Raw genomic sequence first — 15,463 nt, forward strand, 5'->3', positions numbered from 1 at the left:
TGCGGAAATCCGTAAATTAGTCTACTTATTGGTCAGCCAATCGTTTTCTTCAACATGTAGTAGACCACCACGCCTGCAACCACAAGACCTCCACCAAAACGCCGCAAAATATTTTCAGGAAGTTGCGCCATTGCCCCGATCATTTTCTTCCAGGCACTGGGATAAAGCATCGGACCCAGTCCTTCCAGCACCAAAACCAGCGCGAGTGCCAACAAAATTGTTGAGTTCATCCGTTGTCCTTATCTAAAAAGAAAACCACCGCATCCTTGGGGATGCTGGTGGTTTTGCTGGTTTAAAACCGCGGGTGCGAGTTTAGCGTGTTGCGTTGCTCGGCGTCTTCATGTAGCGGAAGAAATCGCTGTCCGGGCTCATGATCATCACGTCCTGATTGCCTTCGAAGCTCTTCTCATAAGCACGCAGGCTACGGATGAAGGCGTAGAAGTCAGGATCCTGACTGAATGCATCAGCAAACAGTTTAGCGGCTTCTGCATCGCCTTCACCGCGCATAATACGGCCCTGACGCTCAGATTCTGCCAACGTTTTGGTGACTTCATAGTCCGCTGTTGCACGCAGTTTTTCCGCTTCTTCCTGACCCTGTGAACGATGGCGACGTGCTACGGCTTCACGCTCAGCACGCATACGGTTGTAGATCGCCTCAGACACTTCAGCAGGCAGGTTGATTTGCTTAATACGCACGTCAACCACTTCGATCCCCAACGCCGCCATACTGTTCGGGTTGATGACCGGTACTTTACCGTTGGTTTCAGCCTGAACACGCTCAGCCGCTTCGGCAATCGCGCTATCCGCTGCCGGCGTTGCGACTTCGTCTTCCGTACCTGCAGAACCCGAGTTCAGCGCGTCACGGACTTCCAGCGTTAAGCGACCACGAGAGTCGGTAACGATGTCTTTTACGTCCAGACGACCAATTTCAGAACGCAGACGGTCAGAGAACTTACGTTTCAGCAGAACTTCTGCCTGAGAAACATCGCCACCGCCCGTTGCCAGGTAGTAACGGCTGAAGTCACTGATACGCCACTTGATGTAGGAATCAACGATCAGGTCTTTCTTCTCTTTGGTGACAAAGCGATCGGCCTGGTTGTCCATGGTCTGAATACGCGCATCAAGCATCTTCACGGATTCAATAAATGGAATCTTGAAGTGCAGGCCCGGTGCAACAACCAATGGTTTGTTGTCATCGTCACGTAAAACTTTGCCAAAGCGCAGAGTAATACCACGCTCGCCTTCTTTGACCACAAAGAGAGACATGAACAGCACTACCAGAACGATGATGATAATCGCAATAACTGACTTACGCATCGTTATTCCCCCTGACGCTGGTAGTCGTTACGCTGCGCGTTAACGCGGCGTTGGTCCATAATATCGCCCTGACTGGTGGACGAAGTGTTGCTTGCTCCCGTGCTGGAAGAGGATGCTGGCGGCAGAGTCAGCAGGTTTGAGCTGCTCTGACTCTTGGCTGCCGGAGCGTTGCCGCCTTTTAGCATTTGATCCAACGGCAGAACCATCAGATTGCCACCCTTGTCGTTAACCAACACCTTACGGGTATGGCTCAGCACTTTTTCCATGGTCTCGATATACAGACGCTCGCGAGTAATTTGCGGTGCGGCTTTATATTCCGGCAGGATTTTGGCAAAACGCGCCACTTCACCCTGAGCTTCCAGGATGGTTCGTGTTTTGTATGCACGCGCTTCTTCAAGAATACGCTGCGCCTGACCATTAGCACGCGGCTGTACTTCGTTGGTATACGCTTCTGCTTCACGAATGTACTGCTGCTCGTTTTCACGCGCCGCAATGGCATCGTCAAATGCCGCTTTCACCTCTTCCGGCGGACGAGCAGCCTGGAAGTTGACGTCCAGCAGGGTAATACCCATGTTGTATGGACGAATGGTCTCTTCCAGTTCACGCTGGGTATCGCTACGAATAACGGTACGCCCTTCGGTCAGGATACGGTCCATGGTGTATTTACCGATAACCCCACGCAGTGCACTGTCGGTTGCCTGACGCAGGCTGTCATCAGCACTGGTCACGCTAAACAGATATTTCTGCGGGTCGGTCACGCGGTACTGCACGTTCATCTCAACGCGCACGACGTTTTCGTCAGAAGTCAGCATCACACCGGAGGCTGCCAGTTCACGCACGGCTTCAACGTTTACCGGCGTAACGGTATCCACAAATGTCGGTTTCCAGTTCAGACCCGGCTCAACCAAATGGCTGAATTTACCGAAGCGTGTCACTACGCCGCGTTCCGCTTCTTTAATGGTGTAGAAACCGCTGGCTGCCCAGATAATGACAATAGCGGCAGCAGCAATAGTAAAGACTCGACCGCCCAGTTGCGGACGCGGGCCTTGCGATGAACTACCGCCACCACCAGAGCCTGTACCTTTACCGCCACCCAGACCACCGAGTTTTTTACTCAGCTTGCGGAAGATATCATCAAGATCGGGAGGCCCCTGCTCGCGACCACCTTTGTTTCCATTTCCCTCAGGGTTGCCGCCAGGTTTGCTGCTTCCCCAGGGGTCGCGGTCTTGTCCGTTATTACCGGGCTGATTCCACGCCATGTTTGTGCTCCATATTTGTTATGCGATGCTATACCTGCGTCTTTTGCGTTGCAGATGCGTTGGCTACGCCCTTCACCCCCAGTCACATAGTTGACTATGCGTTTGGGGATGCCGGGACTTGCCGCCTTCCTACCGTACAAAATCCACGAGGTATAGAGGCGAAAAAATCTTCAGGCCATATCCGACAGGTCAGACAACATAGTCTTCCAGTGCCGGTTCTTGTTTACAGAGGCGACGCCAGTCAACGATCGGCATACGTACTTGCAGACCTACGCTGCCGTCCTCCTCCATCCACTCTCTTTCTATTGCCTGAAGTTGGTAAAACCGGCTTCTCAGACGCCCTTCCTGCGGCGGCAAACGCAGCGTATGCTGCGCAACCTCACCAGAAAGACGCTCTGTTAAAGCCTGAAAAAGCTGTGGTATGCCAATACCGGTTTGCGCTGAAACCCAAACGCGGATTGGTTTATTTTCTTCATCTCTGTCGATACGCGGTTCAAAATCGTCCAGCATATCGATTTTATTCATTACCAGCAGAGTCGGGATCTCATGCGCATCGATCTCTTCGAGTACCGTATCGACGGCCTCAATGTTTTCCTGCACACGAAAATCTGCCGCATCAATAACGTGCAGCAGCAATGTCGCCTGACGAGTTTCCTGTAAAGTGGCTTTAAATGCCGCTACCAGGTCATGCGGTAAATGACGGATAAACCCTACGGTATCCGCCAGCACGGTTTCGCCGACGTCCGCTACGTCGATACGACGTAGCGTCGGATCCAGGGTCGCAAACAGTTGATCTGCTGCATAAACCCGGGCTTCGGTTATCTGGTTGAACAGGGTGGATTTTCCGGCGTTGGTATATCCCACCAGTGATACGGTTGGGACATCCGCTTTCTTGCGCGACTGCCGCCCCTGCTCACGTTGCTTTTCAACTTTTTGCAGGCGCGACTGGATCTGCAAAATACGATTACGCAGCAAACGACGGTCGGTTTCGAGCTGGGTTTCACCCGGACCGCGCAAACCAATCCCGCCCTTTTGCCTTTCAAGGTGGGTCCAGCCACGGACCAGACGCGTAGCCATATGGCGCAACTGCGCCAGCTCAACCTGCAACTTACCTTCATGGGTACGCGCACGCTGGGCAAAAATATCTAAAATGAGACCGGTCCTGTCGATAACAAGACACTGGCATAACTGTTCCAGGTTACGTTCCTGGGCAGGGCTCAAAGCATGATCAAAAATCACCACCGCAGCGCCAGTCGCTTTTACGGCTTCCGCAATTTCGATTGCCTTACCTTCACCAACAAAAAACTTCGGGTGCGGTGCTTTACGGCTCCCGGTAATCACCTGCATTGCTTCGACACCGGCGGAAGAAACCAGAGATTCAAACTCCTGGAGGTCTTCCATATCTTTGTCTTGCGAAAAATAGATGTGTACCAGTACCGCCTGCTCACCGGCATCATAACGGTCAAACAAGCGTCAACCCCTTAATATATATCAACGGGGAACGCAGGATCTCTGGCTCCCCGTGTGTAAAACAGCCCAAAACCTTATTCGGTTTCTTCGCTGTCCTGTTGCGCAGAAGAACCCTGCGCGCTGCTACCATGATGGTAGTTACTGCTACCTGTGCCGCCGGTGGCATTATTGCTGTGATGAGATACCGGGCGAGACGGGACAACAGTAGAAATCGCGTGCTTGTAAACCATCTGGCTGACCGTGTTTTTCAACAGGATCACGAACTGATCAAAAGACTCGATTTGACCTTGCAGTTTAATACCATTCACCAAATAAATAGAAACTGGAACACGTTCCCGACGCAATGCGTTCAGGAACGGATCTTGTAAAGATTGCCCCTTAGCCATTCTCTCTTTTCCTTATATGCTTATTTGTACTTTGAACCTTTCGATTCTGAAAAATTGCGCACGATACGTTTCAATTGTACACATTCAATTCGCGATAGCACCAACAACCTGTAATACTTCGTTTCGCGCCTGGTCAGGCTTTTCACTGTCAAGCCAGTGCACCCCTTCCCAACCACGTAACCAGGTTACCTGCCGCTTCGCCAATTGCCTCGTGGCGCAAACACCTCTATAAACCATTTCATCGTATGAAATTTCGCCTTCAATGTACGACCACATCTGGCGATACCCAACACAACGAATGGAAGGCAAATCCGTATGCAAATCTCCTCGGGCAAAAAGCGCCCGGACTTCTGCTTCAAAACCTGAAGCTAACATCTGATGAAAACGCTGCTCAATTCGCTGATGGAGCAGTTCACGGCTCGCCGGGGCGATTGCAAACTGATGCACCTGATACGGCAAAGCATCTCCTGACGTTTGCGTCAGCTCCGTTAAAGTTTTACCCGAAATGAAAAAAACTTCCAGTGCCCGGGAAAGTCTTTGCGGATCATTTGGATGAATCCGCGCCGCAGCAACCGGATCGATCTCCTGAAGCTGTCGGTGTAACGCATCCCATCCACGCTCTGCCGCCTGCTGCTCAATGCTGGCTCTGACCTCCGGGTCCGCCGACGGTAACGGCGACAACCCTTCCAGCAAGGCTTTGAAATATAACATTGTGCCACCCACTAACAGCGGAATTCGTCCCGCTGCGGTGATATCGGCCATCTCCGCTAGCGCATCGCGACGAAAATCCGCCGCAGAATACGCCTGTGCTGGGTCGCGAATATCCAGCAATCGATGCGGCGCAGCCTTTAACTCTTCAGCATCCGGCTTAGCTGTACCGATATCCATCCCCTTGTAGATAAGGGCGGAATCAACGCTTATCAACTCTACTGGCAAAACTTTACGCAATTCAATTGCTAATGCTGTTTTACCGGAGGCCGTCGGCCCCATCAAAAATAGTGCCTTTGGCAGGCTCGCCTTACTGATATCACTCATGTTTCAGGGCGTTCATTACCGAATGTAAGTCAACAGGTTGTAACAGACCACCCGGCGGCGCCTTCACTAATTGTGGGCATAGCCGCTCAACATCCGTTAACAGCGTAATGGCCTGAGCCATGCTCCACTGCGGATGTTCACTCGTGACGTTTCGCGCAATCCACTGTGCAATATCGCCAGGTTCGGATACGGACTGCAGCGCCAGGTAGCCTATCAGTTCAGGAATCAAGATTTGTAAATTTTGTTGGCGTAAGGGTAAAGGCACCGCTCGGATGGTCACATGCTGCGCATCCAGTTGAAATTCAATGCCCAACTCAGCCAACTGACTCTGTGCTTTTTCCAGTGCCGTCTTCTCATCATCGGTCACTTTCAAACGCAAAGGGATCAGTAACGGCTGGGCGCAAACGGGTCCTTGCGCTGGCGTTAACTGCGCCTGACGCAGCCAGCGCTCGGCCACCGGCAACGCCAGCAGGCGAATATGACCGTCACATTCCAGTAATGCACAGTCAGCCCCCACGATCGTCAATACACGACCAAAACTTTGGCTATTTCCGGTAAGCGGTGCCGCGGGTGTTTCAGGCATCGTGGTTTTATGCGTTGGCGCAGGTGTCTGCAGCAGTTGCTGATAAACTTCCCCCTGCTGCTTTTGATACCCAGGCTGAGCATGTGGCCAACTGGCACTCGCCTGACGGCCACCACCACCACCACCGCCTGCCGATACGGAATAACGCGGCGTAGCCGGTTCACGCGCGGGGGCAGGTTCGGCAAAGTGGTTTCGTCCAGCCGCAACCCGGTTCTCCGGGATATGCCTTGGCGCAGGCGTGTCGTCATCGGCCAACGGCAGCGACGTTTCAAGCTGCTGTTGCAATACGCTCAACACCCCCTGATAGATAAAGTCATGCACCAGCCGGGACTGATGGAAACGGACTTCATGCTTGGCTGGATGCACGTTAACGTCCACCTGATGCGGGTCGATTTCCAGGTACAGGACAAACGCTGGCTGTTGATCGGCCCCAAGTTTGTCTTCACAGGCCTGACGGATAGCATGGTTGATCAGCCGATCGCGCATCATACGGCCATTCACATAGCAGTACTGTATTTCGGCCAGCGCCGTCGTGGTGTGATTCGGGTCAGCGACCCAGCCACGCAGCGTTAAATCTCCATGCTGCCACTCAATCGCCAGCGCATGCTCCAGAAACGGCGTGCCGCAAATCGCGCCCAGACGACGCTCTTTCTGTCCATCGGCGGCGACTGCGCGGTACTGACGCACCATTTTACCGTTGTGCGACAAATTTATGGTCACATCAAAACGCGCCAGCGCAATGCGGCGGATTATCTCGTCGATATGGTTAAATTCGGTTTTCTCGGTGCGCATGAACTTACGCCGTGCTGGCGTGTTGTAGAACAGATCCAACACTTCCAGCGTGGTGCCCACCGGATGTGCGGCAGGTTTAATCGTCACATCCATATCGCGCCCTTCGGCATAGGCCTGCCAGGCTTCGGATTGTTCTTGCGTACGTGACGTCAGGGTTAAACGAGAGACCGAGCTGATGCTGGCCAGCGCTTCCCCGCGAAATCCGAGGCTAACAATAGCTTCGAGATCGTCAAGGGAGGCAATTTTACTGGTCGCATGACGCGCCAGCGCAAGCGCCAGCTCGTCTTTTTTAATGCCACAGCCGTTGTCACGAATACGGATCAGCTTGGCGCCACCACGTTCGATATCAATATCAATGCGCGTTGCACCCGCATCGATACTGTTTTCTAGCAGTTCTTTAACCACTGACGCAGGCCGTTCTACCACTTCACCTGCGGCAATTTGGTTCGCCAGCTGTGGCGGTAGAACCTGAATCGGCATGGCTAATCCTTAATTGGTTAACGTGTCGCCCGGCGAAATGGCACTGGCAGTTTGCGCCGGTGCGCCCTGTGGCCCGGTTTGCATCGGATGCGACTGGAAGTAATTACGCAATCCTTTGTAAATCGCCTCGGCCAGCTGCTGCTGATAATCATCGCTCGCCAACAATCGTTCTTCGCTGTTGTTACTGATAAAGCCGGTTTCAACCAGCACAGACGGGATATCCGGCGAACGCAATACGCCAAGACTGGCGTGCTCCGGACGACGCTTATGCATCGAACCAATGCGCTCCAGCTGGCCGATCATACTGGTTGCCACATCATACCCTACACGCTGTGAATGACCGAACTGCAGGTCCAGCACCGCCTGACTCAAATACGGGTCGGACTGACTGTTGGCCAGCACATCACCCGCGCCACCCAACAGCTCCGATTGCTTCTCGTGCTGTTCCAGCCAGCCAGCCATTTCAGTGTTGGCTCGACGGTTTGACAACACCCAAACGGAAGCACCCGTGGCATCCCGGTTGGGTGCCGCATCAGCATGAATGGAGACCAGGAAGTTGGCATTTTGTTTACGCGCCACGTCAGAACGGCCCATCACCGAGATGAAGTAATCGCCGTCACGAGTGAGTACGCCCTTAAACATCGGATCGTCATTGAGCAGACTGCGCAGCTTACGCGCGACGGCGATGGTGACGTTTTTCTCACGCGTGCCGCCAGGACCAATCGCGCCAGGATCTTGTCCACCGTGCCCGGCATCAATCGCAATGACCACTTTATCGCCATTATTGTTGCTCACCGCCCGAGCGGCAGGCCGCGTGGCCGTATTACTGTTGATGACGGCTGTCGTGCGATTATTTTCCGTTTTAAACGGGTTACGCGCAGGTTCTGACGGACGCGGAGCGACAACGGGTGCTTCAACGCGCTTCACCACCACAGGAGGTGGCGGTGGCGGCGGAGGTGCATCAGCATTGATGGTAAACACCACGGTATAGTTACCGCCGTTTTGCCGTTTTACAGCGGCGGCTTTTCCGTTCTCGGTTAAATCGACAACCAGTCGCAAAGACTGTGGATCGTTCGGTGTACCCGCACGGATGGCCTTAACCAGGTTATTACCGCTAAACAGCAGCGGCAGTCCCTGAATCACGCCGGTTTGTTTAATATCCAGCGCAACGGTGCGCTTCCCGTCCTGCGAAACAGCATATTCAGGCTCGCCAATAAAACTGAGCGTAATCCGCGCCTGCTGTTCGCCGTTAGAAACCTGAAGATCGGAAAGGCTGGCGGCCCCTGCCTGCGCGCACAGCAGGACCAGGGTTGCCATCAGCCAATTTCTGATGCGATAAATCATCCCGCCACCCTTTAAGGTTATTCGGCTAAACGCGCCAGCAATAAATTACCCGATGAGGAGACGGCACTTACGCGCGCCTCTCGACCTTGCGCCTGGTATTCGATGTGTATTTCGACGTCCGGGTCCGGGAGCACACCTTTACCTTGTTGTGGCCATTCCACCAGGCAAATTGCATCATTGGCAAAATAATCACGGATCCCCATAAATTCGAGCTCCTCGGGGTCCGCAAGTCGGTACAGATCGAAGTGATATACCATTAAGTTTTCAAGCGAATAGGGTTCGACCAGCGTATAGGTGGGGCTTTTTACATTGCCTTTATGACCTAGCGCCTGCAGGAATCCCCGGCTGAAGGTGGTTTTACCCGCACCTAAATCGCCGTACAAATAAATAACCGTTGCGCCGTCACAGGCCTTCGCGACCCGCAGTCCCAGGTCTAACGTCGCCTGTTCATCCGGTAGCGGAATTACTCTATTCATCATGATAAACGTCAATCACATCAGGGTTAACAATACGCTGTAGCGTGGTAAAGAGATCTGTCGCCAGCATGCCGCGCGTACCAAATCGCGCCGCCAGCACATCCGCTGCCGCGCCGTGCGCCACACATCCCGCACACGCAGCATCATACGGGGTAAGCTTCTGTCCGAGCAATGCGCCAATGATTCCGGAAAGGACATCACCCATACCGCCGCTGGCCATTCCTGCGTTACCGGCATCGATAATGGCTAATGCATTGTGCTCCGAGGCCACTACCGTACCCGCGCCTTTCAGCACCACCACACCTCCGTACCGTTTTACCAGACGTTGTGCAGAAAGTAAGCGATCGTCTTCAATTTCTGTAATGGAGCAGCCCAACAGTCGCGCAGCCTCGCCCGGATGCGGCGTGATCACGCGATTGTGACGTTTATCGGGATTGATTGCCAGCAGGTTAAGCGCATCGGCATCCCACAGCATCGGTTTGCGAAAATTCTCAACTTTTTGCAGTGCTTTTTTTCCCCACTCTTGCTGCCCAAGTCCGGGACCGATGACCACGACATCCGCCCACACCAGACTTTCCTCCACCGCGCGAGGCGTCAACTCATCGACCATCAGTTCCGGACGGGCGGTCAGGATCGGTGCAATATTTTCACTGCGCGTGAGCACCTTAACCAATCCGGCACCAGCGCGAAGCGCCGCTTCACCGGCCATGCGTATGGCGCTTGCTGTGCCATAGTCACCCCCGATGATCGCCAGTCGACCATGGTCACCTTTGTGCGATGTTGCGCGGCGTGGTGTCAGCCAGCATCTAAGCTGTGAGGCATCAACGCGCTGAATGGGCGCGTCCTGCCCCGCCAGCCAGGCATCCAGCCCGAGCGCGTTAAAATGGATACGCCCTGTGACATCACGCGCTTTGCCCGTGATCAGACCGGGCTTCAATGCAATAAAGGTAACGGTATGGGTAGCATGAATCACCGCTCCGGGCGTTCCCCCCGTCTGCGCCAGCAGACCGGAAGGAATATCAATAGCCACTGTGGGAGCAGAATGCGCATTCGCCTGTTTGATTAATGTCGCCAGTGGGTCGCGAGGTGCATGTTTTAAGCCGGTGCCGAGCAGCGCATCGATAATCACATCCACCTCTTGCGGCCAGATAATATCCGGGGCGTGGATAACGCCACCTGCGTTCAGCCAGGCATGACGAGCATGTTCTGCCTCCTGTGGGAGCGGTTTGTCGCTTTCTTGCGCTAATAGCGTGACGTGAATCCCCGCGGCTTTGGCAAGTCTCGCCACGACATAGCCGTCGCCGCCGTTATTACCGTGGCCACAGAGCACCAGCCAGTGCCGAGCGGCAGGATATGCATTGCGAGCAACCTGGAACGCCGCCTCTCCCGCACGTTGCATCAGCTCATACAGCGTCAGCCCAAGGCTGTCTGCCGCCTCATGCTCCATCCGTTTGATGTCATCGGCGTGCCAGATGGAGTGTGGTATACTTGCGGGGTTTTTCTTCATTGTATGGTCCGTCATGTCAGAGCCCCTCGATCTCAATCAGTTAGCACAAAAAATTAAGCAGTGGGGGCTGGAACTTGGCTTTCAGCAGGTCGGTATTGCCGATACAGACCTTAGCGAAGCCGAACCCAAACTGCAGGCCTGGCTGGATAAACAATACCATGGCGAAATGGACTGGATGGCCCGTCACGGTATGATGCGCGCCCGCCCCCACGAGTTATTACCCGGAACTTTACGCGTCATCAGCGTACGGATGAATTATCTCCCCGCCAACGCCGCGTTTGCCAGCACGCTAAAAAATCCGTCGCTGGGCTACATCAGCCGTTATGCACTGGGCCGTGACTACCATAAGCTGCTGCGTAACCGTTTAAAAAAGCTGGGAGAGTTGATCCAGCAGCATTGCGTTTCGCTGAATTTTAGACCTTTTGTCGACTCTGCGCCCATTCTGGAGCGTCCGCTGGCGGAAAAAGCCGGACTTGGCTGGGTTGGCAAGCACTCACTAATTCTTAGCCGTGAAGCCGGGTCATTTTTCTTCCTTGGTGAACTGCTGATCGATTTACCGCTTCCTGTGGATCAGCCTGTAGAAGAAGCCTGCGGCAAATGCGTGGCCTGTATGACCATTTGCCCCACGGGCGCCATCGTTGAACCCTACACCGTTGATGCCCGCCGCTGTATTTCCTATCTCACGATCGAACTAGAAGGCGCTATCCCGGAAGAGTTTCGCCCACTGTTGGGCAACCGAATCTATGGCTGCGATGACTGCCAGCTCATTTGCCCCTGGAATCGCTATTCGCAGCTCACTGTAGAAGATGACTTTAGCCCAAGAAAACAACTGCATGCCCCGGAACTGATTGAGCTGTTTGGCTGGAGCGAAGCGTGGTTTTTAAAAGTGACGGAAGGTTCGGCTATTCGTCGCATCGGACACCTGCGTTGGTTGCGAAATATCGCCGTCGCGCTGGGAAATGCCCCGTGGGATGAAACCGTAATAAATGCGCTGGAAAATCGCAGAGGTGAGCACCCACTTCTCGACGAACACATAGAATGGGCGATTGCGCAGCAGATTGAGAAAAGAAATGCCTGCGTGGTTGAAGTGCAGTTACCGAAGAAACAGCGGCTGGTCAGGGTGATTGAAAAAGGTCTGCCGCGTGATGCTTAAGTCATCCACAGCTTGTGCATAAAAATAAAAACACATTGATATTCAAGAAGGAAAAAATCGTCAAGTGATCACATTAACAGTTTGAAATGATAATTAATTCATTAAATTCAAATGGTTATAAAGATACTATTCACCAAGCGAAGTTTTTTGCATTCCAGGAATATTACTCTGACCTGTGGATAAGTCTGTTTACAAGAGTATGTCAAAGACAAAAGAAAACAGCCCCAACGCGATTATTCGTTGTGGATATGTTTATTGAGATAAGAATTTGGAGCGGGAAACGAGACTCGAACTCGCGACCCCGACCTTGGCAAGGTCGTGCTCTACCAACTGAGCTATTCCCGCTTGGGTGGTGCGTATCTTGCGATACTTTTCAAATTTTGGAGCGGGAAACGAGACTCGAACTCGCGACCCCGACCTTGGCAAGGTCGTGCTCTACCAACTGAGCTATTCCCGCTTAATCTTCGTCTTTCGAAACGCTACTGCGTTGGCTGCCTTCATTCACCTTAGTCACTTACTCAAGTAAGTTCCCAAGGATTCATTCAGTTGCCGCCTTGTCGCAATTCGAAATCCTGCGATTGGTGGTCTGTGCTTAGAAAGCACTTTTCAAATTTTGGAGCGGGAAACGAGACTCGAACTCGCGACCCCGACCTTGGCAAGGTCGTGCTCTACCAACTGAGCTATTCCCGCAAATCTGTACTGCTTTTGTTGCTGTCGTAACGCGTAAATCTCTGTCGTTACGGGAGGCGCATTATACGAGAAATTCGTTTAGCTGCAACCCCCTTGAATACGATTTTTTTGAAAACTCGTTCAAGTGATTACTTTACAATCAAGCTGGACAATTTAGCGTCAAAAAGCCGGTGACGCAAGCCACCGGAGAACAAAATCAAAGCTTAATAAAATGCTCACGGTAGTAAGCCAGCTCAGCGACGGACTCACGAATGTCGTCCATCGCCTGGTGTGTCCCCTGCTTCGTGAAGCCATCGAGGATCTCCGGCTTCCAGCGACGGGCCAGCTCTTTCAACGTGCTAACGTCCAGATAGCGATAATGGAAATACGCTTCCAGTTCCGGCATGTATTTGAACAGGAAACGACGATCCTGGCCGATGCTGTTGCCACAAATCGGGGATTTCCCTGCCGGAACCCACTCTTTTAAAAATGCCAGCGTCGCCAGCTCCGCTTCACGATCGCCCATGGTGCTCGCCTTCACGCGCTCCACCAGACCACTTCCGGTATGCGTACGCACGTTCCAGTCATCCATTAGCGCCAGCTGCGCGTCGGACTGGTGGACGGCAATCGTCGGTCCTTCAGCCAGAATATTCAGATTGGCGTCAGTCACCAGCGTCGCGATCTCAATAATGCGATCGCGCTCGGGATCCAGACCTGTCATCTCCAGATCGATCCAAATCAGGTTGTTTTCATTGCCACTCATGCTATTTTCCACCCTTCAGACGTCACATTCAGTGTGACTATATTCATCTAAAATTGCGTGTATCATAAATGTTTTGCCCATCATGGGCGACCAGGAGTCAGTACGATTGAGTAAAAATAAACTCTCCAAAGGCCAACAGCGCCGCGTGAACGCCAATCACCAGCGTCGTCTTAAAACGTCCACGGAGAAGCCCGACTACGACGACAACCTGTTTGGCGAGACCGCTGAAGGTATTGTTATCAGCCGCTTTGGCATGCATGCCGACGTGGAGTCTGCCGACGGCGATGTCCACCGTTGCAACATCCGTCGCACAATTCGTTCGCTGGTAACCGGCGATCGTGTAGTCTGGCGTCCAGGTAAGGCCGCAGCCGAAGGCGTGAACGTTAAAGGGATCGTTGAAGCGGTACATGAACGTACCTCGGTGCTAACGCGTCCGGACTTTTATGACGGTGTAAAACCCATTGCGGCCAACATCGACCAAATCGTCATTGTCTCAGCCATCTTACCCGAGCTGTCACTCAATATTATCGACCGATATCTGGTTGCCTGCGAAACGTTGCAGGTTGAGCCCATTATCGTACTCAACAAAATCGATCTGCTCGACGATGAAGGCATGGTCTTCGTGAATGAGCAGATGGATATCTATCGCAATATTGGCTATCGCGTGTTGATGGTCTCCAGCCATAAAAAAGACGGCCTGCAGCCGCTTGAGGAAGCGCTGACCGATCGCATCAGCATTTTTGCTGGTCAATCAGGCGTGGGCAAATCCAGCCTGCTCAACAACCTGCTCGGCCTGCAGAAAGAGATCCTGACCAACGATGTCTCCGATAACTCCGGTCTTGGGCAACACACCACCACGGCCTCTCGCTTGTACCACTTCCCGCACGGCGGTGACGTCATTGACTCCCCCGGCGTACGTGAATTTGGGTTGTGGCATCTTGAGCCGGAACAAATCACCCACGGGTTTGTCGAATTCCATGACTTCTTAGGTCATTGCAAATACCGCGACTGTAAACATGATACGGATCCAGGCTGCGCTATCCGTGAAGCAGTAGAGAAAGGGGCTATCGCCGAAACTCGGTTTGAGAATTATCACCGCATCCTTGAAAGCATGGCGCAGGTAAAAACGCGTAAAAACTTTTCTGATACGGACAACTGACAACTAAGCTAAGCATCGCTAGAATCGTCCCCCTTTTTTCAGGATCCGGCCCGCATGCCGGATCGGGAACAAATTATGGCCTGGAGGCTACCTTGTTAAATTCATTTAAGCTTTCGCTACAATACATTCTGCCGAAACTATGGCTCACTCGCCTGGCGGGTTGGGGTGCAAGCAAACGAGCAGGATGGCTAACTAAACTGGTTATCGATCTGTTCGTGAAATATTACAAGGTCGATATGACAGAGGCGCAGAAGCCGGATACCGCCAGCTATCGCACCTTTAACGACTTCTTCGTGCGCCCACTGCGTGACGATGCCCGCCCAATTAATACCGACCCGAATGTTCTGGTTATGCCAGCTGACGGCGTGATTAACCAGTTGGGGAACATCGAAGAAGACAAACTGTTGCAGGCCAAAGGGCACAGCTACAGCCTTGAAGCACTGCTGGCAGGTAACTACCAAATGGCGGACAAGTTCCGTAACGGAACGTTTGTCACGACGTACCTCTCACCGCGTGATTACCACCGCGTACATATGCCGTGTAACGGTATCCTGCGGGAAATGCTGTACGTGCCCGGCGATCTTTTCTCGGTCAACATTCTGACCGCGCAAAACGTGCCCAACCTTTTTGCCCGTAACGAACGTGTTATTTGCCTGTTTGACACTGAATTTGGCCCGATGGTGCAAATTCTGGTCGGTGCAACCATCGTCGGTAGCATCGAAACTGTCTGGGCTGGCACCATCACGCCACCGCGTGAAGGCGTAATTAAGCGCTGGACATGGCCTGAAGGTGAAAGTGAAGGTTCAGTGGCGCTGCTGAAAGGCCAGGAAATGGGCCGCTTTAAGCTTGGTTCAACCGTCATCAACCTGTTTGCGCCAGGCAAAGTTAATCTGGTCGAGCAGTTGCAGGATCTTTCGGTCACCAAAATCGGTCAACCGATGGCAATCTCTACCGAAACGTTCGTGACGCCAGAGGCCGAACCCGCCCCGCTTGCGCAAGACGAGATCGAAGCAGAACACGCTGCCAGCCCGCTGGTTGACGACAAAAAAGACGAAAGTTAAACATAGGAA

General features: G+C 53.0%; 14 protein-coding genes and 3 tRNA genes. 3 read left to right on the forward strand and 14 right to left on the reverse strand.

Annotation, left to right across the window (positions count from 1 at the left end; genetic code table 11):
• Nucleotides 1–32 precede the first annotated feature (32 nt).
• The 10 genes from AC3ITF_RS20095 to nnr all read right to left on the reverse strand — a co-directional run bounded on the left by AC3ITF_RS20095 (nucleotide 33) and on the right by nnr (nucleotide 10,664).
• Nucleotides 33–230, reverse strand: a complete 198-nt coding sequence (locus AC3ITF_RS20095) for a DUF2065 domain-containing protein (protein WP_096758584.1) — start codon at nucleotides 228–230, stop codon at nucleotides 33–35.
• 82 nt (nucleotides 231–312) lie between these two features.
• Nucleotides 313–1,317 carry a protease modulator HflC gene (gene hflC, locus AC3ITF_RS20100; RefSeq protein WP_115259618.1) on the reverse strand — a complete coding sequence of 335 codons (1,005 nt, stop codon included), beginning with the start codon at nucleotides 1,315–1,317 and terminating at the stop codon, nucleotides 313–315.
• A gap of 2 nt (nucleotides 1,318–1,319) precedes the next feature.
• Nucleotides 1,320–2,576 carry an FtsH protease activity modulator HflK gene (hflK, locus tag AC3ITF_RS20105; protein ID WP_115259619.1) on the reverse strand — a complete coding sequence of 419 codons (1,257 nt, stop codon included), beginning with the start codon at nucleotides 2,574–2,576 and terminating at the stop codon, nucleotides 1,320–1,322.
• A 189-nt stretch (nucleotides 2,577–2,765) separates the two neighbouring features.
• Nucleotides 2,766–4,046 carry a ribosome rescue GTPase HflX gene (gene hflX / locus AC3ITF_RS20110; protein WP_096758587.1) on the reverse strand — a complete coding sequence of 427 codons (1,281 nt, stop codon included), beginning with the start codon at nucleotides 4,044–4,046 and terminating at the stop codon, nucleotides 2,766–2,768.
• Nucleotides 4,047–4,120: 74 nt separating this feature from the next.
• On the reverse strand, nucleotides 4,121–4,432 hold the full coding sequence (hfq, locus tag AC3ITF_RS20115; RefSeq protein ID WP_096758588.1) for an RNA chaperone Hfq: 312 nt from the start codon (nucleotides 4,430–4,432) through the stop codon (nucleotides 4,121–4,123).
• Nucleotides 4,433–4,516: 84 nt separating this feature from the next.
• Complete coding sequence (gene miaA / locus AC3ITF_RS20120) at nucleotides 4,517–5,467, reverse strand: tRNA (adenosine(37)-N6)-dimethylallyltransferase MiaA (protein ID WP_096758589.1); 951 nt, start codon at nucleotides 5,465–5,467, stop codon at nucleotides 4,517–4,519.
• Nucleotides 5,460–7,322 carry a DNA mismatch repair endonuclease MutL gene (mutL, locus tag AC3ITF_RS20125; protein WP_181506292.1) on the reverse strand — a complete coding sequence of 621 codons (1,863 nt, stop codon included), beginning with the start codon at nucleotides 7,320–7,322 and terminating at the stop codon, nucleotides 5,460–5,462. The genes miaA and mutL overlap by 8 nt, the downstream gene beginning before the upstream one ends.
• Nucleotides 7,323–7,331: 9 nt before the next feature.
• On the reverse strand, nucleotides 7,332–8,666 hold the full coding sequence (gene amiB, locus AC3ITF_RS20130; protein ID WP_117342430.1) for an N-acetylmuramoyl-L-alanine amidase AmiB: 1,335 nt from the start codon (nucleotides 8,664–8,666) through the stop codon (nucleotides 7,332–7,334).
• Between the two features lie 17 nt (nucleotides 8,667–8,683).
• Nucleotides 8,684–9,145 (reverse strand): tRNA (adenosine(37)-N6)-threonylcarbamoyltransferase complex ATPase subunit type 1 TsaE, encoded by a 462-nt coding sequence (tsaE, locus tag AC3ITF_RS20135; RefSeq protein ID WP_096758592.1) that lies wholly within the window; start codon nucleotides 9,143–9,145, stop codon nucleotides 8,684–8,686.
• On the reverse strand, nucleotides 9,135–10,664 hold the full coding sequence (nnr, locus tag AC3ITF_RS20140) for a bifunctional ADP-dependent NAD(P)H-hydrate dehydratase/NAD(P)H-hydrate epimerase (protein WP_489175969.1): 1,530 nt from the start codon (nucleotides 10,662–10,664) through the stop codon (nucleotides 9,135–9,137). The genes tsaE and nnr overlap by 11 nt, the downstream gene beginning before the upstream one ends.
• Between nnr and queG the strand changes: the two genes are divergently transcribed.
• Entirely contained in the window at nucleotides 10,663–11,802 is a 1,140-nt protein-coding gene (queG, locus tag AC3ITF_RS20145; protein ID WP_115259624.1) for a tRNA epoxyqueuosine(34) reductase QueG, read from the forward strand. The two genes, nnr and queG, sit on opposite strands and share 2 nt — an antisense overlap.
• A gap of 269 nt (nucleotides 11,803–12,071) precedes the next feature.
• Here the strand turns inward: queG and AC3ITF_RS20150 are convergent.
• From AC3ITF_RS20150 to orn, 4 genes are all read right to left on the reverse strand, one after another.
• Nucleotides 12,072–12,147 (reverse strand) — tRNA-Gly (locus tag AC3ITF_RS20150).
• A gap of 36 nt (nucleotides 12,148–12,183) precedes the next feature.
• A tRNA-Gly gene (locus AC3ITF_RS20155) sits at nucleotides 12,184–12,259 on the reverse strand.
• A 157-nt stretch (nucleotides 12,260–12,416) separates the two neighbouring features.
• A tRNA-Gly gene (locus tag AC3ITF_RS20160) sits at nucleotides 12,417–12,492 on the reverse strand.
• A gap of 196 nt (nucleotides 12,493–12,688) precedes the next feature.
• The gene (gene orn, locus AC3ITF_RS20165) at nucleotides 12,689–13,234 is read right to left on the reverse strand and encodes an oligoribonuclease (protein WP_096758595.1); all 546 of its coding nucleotides are present in this window, start codon (nucleotides 13,232–13,234) and stop codon (nucleotides 12,689–12,691) included.
• A gap of 106 nt (nucleotides 13,235–13,340) precedes the next feature.
• Between orn and rsgA the strand changes: the two genes are divergently transcribed.
• Both rsgA and asd read left to right on the forward strand, forming a co-directional pair.
• Nucleotides 13,341–14,393 carry a small ribosomal subunit biogenesis GTPase RsgA gene (rsgA, locus tag AC3ITF_RS20170; RefSeq protein ID WP_170972982.1) on the forward strand — a complete coding sequence of 351 codons (1,053 nt, stop codon included), beginning with the start codon at nucleotides 13,341–13,343 and terminating at the stop codon, nucleotides 14,391–14,393.
• A gap of 92 nt (nucleotides 14,394–14,485) precedes the next feature.
• Entirely contained in the window at nucleotides 14,486–15,454 is a 969-nt protein-coding gene (gene asd, locus AC3ITF_RS20175) for an archaetidylserine decarboxylase (RefSeq protein ID WP_096758597.1), read from the forward strand.
• Nucleotides 15,455–15,463: the final 9 nt, after the last annotated feature.

Source organism: Citrobacter sp. KH_055_1 (assembly GCF_057838705.1).

Excerpts from the sequence above, each read along its gene's own strand:
- hfq (WP_096758588.1), bottom strand. The coding sequence starts at position 4,432 with ATGGCTAAGGGGCAATCTTTACAAGATCCGTTCCTGAACGCATTGCGT.
- orn (WP_096758595.1), bottom strand. The coding sequence starts at position 13,234 with ATGAGTGGCAATGAAAACAACCTGATTTGGATCGATCTGGAGATGACA.
- hflK (WP_115259619.1), bottom strand. The coding sequence starts at position 2,576 with ATGGCGTGGAATCAGCCCGGTAATAACGGACAAGACCGCGACCCCTGG.
- queG (WP_115259624.1), top strand. The coding sequence starts at position 10,663 with ATGTCAGAGCCCCTCGATCTCAATCAGTTAGCACAAAAAATTAAGCAG.
- miaA (WP_096758589.1), bottom strand. The coding sequence starts at position 5,467 with ATGAGTGATATCAGTAAGGCGAGCCTGCCAAAGGCACTATTTTTGATG.
- amiB (WP_117342430.1), bottom strand. The coding sequence starts at position 8,666 with ATGATTTATCGCATCAGAAATTGGCTGATGGCAACCCTGGTCCTGCTG.
- nnr (WP_489175969.1), bottom strand. The coding sequence starts at position 10,664 with ATGACGGACCATACAATGAAGAAAAACCCCGCAAGTATACCACACTCC.
- AC3ITF_RS20095 (WP_096758584.1), bottom strand. The coding sequence starts at position 230 with ATGAACTCAACAATTTTGTTGGCACTCGCGCTGGTTTTGGTGCTGGAA.
- tsaE (WP_096758592.1), bottom strand. The coding sequence starts at position 9,145 with ATGATGAATAGAGTAATTCCGCTACCGGATGAACAGGCGACGTTAGAC.
- mutL (WP_181506292.1), bottom strand. The coding sequence starts at position 7,322 with ATGCCGATTCAGGTTCTACCGCCACAGCTGGCGAACCAAATTGCCGCA.
- hflC (WP_115259618.1), bottom strand. The coding sequence starts at position 1,317 with ATGCGTAAGTCAGTTATTGCGATTATCATCATCGTTCTGGTAGTGCTG.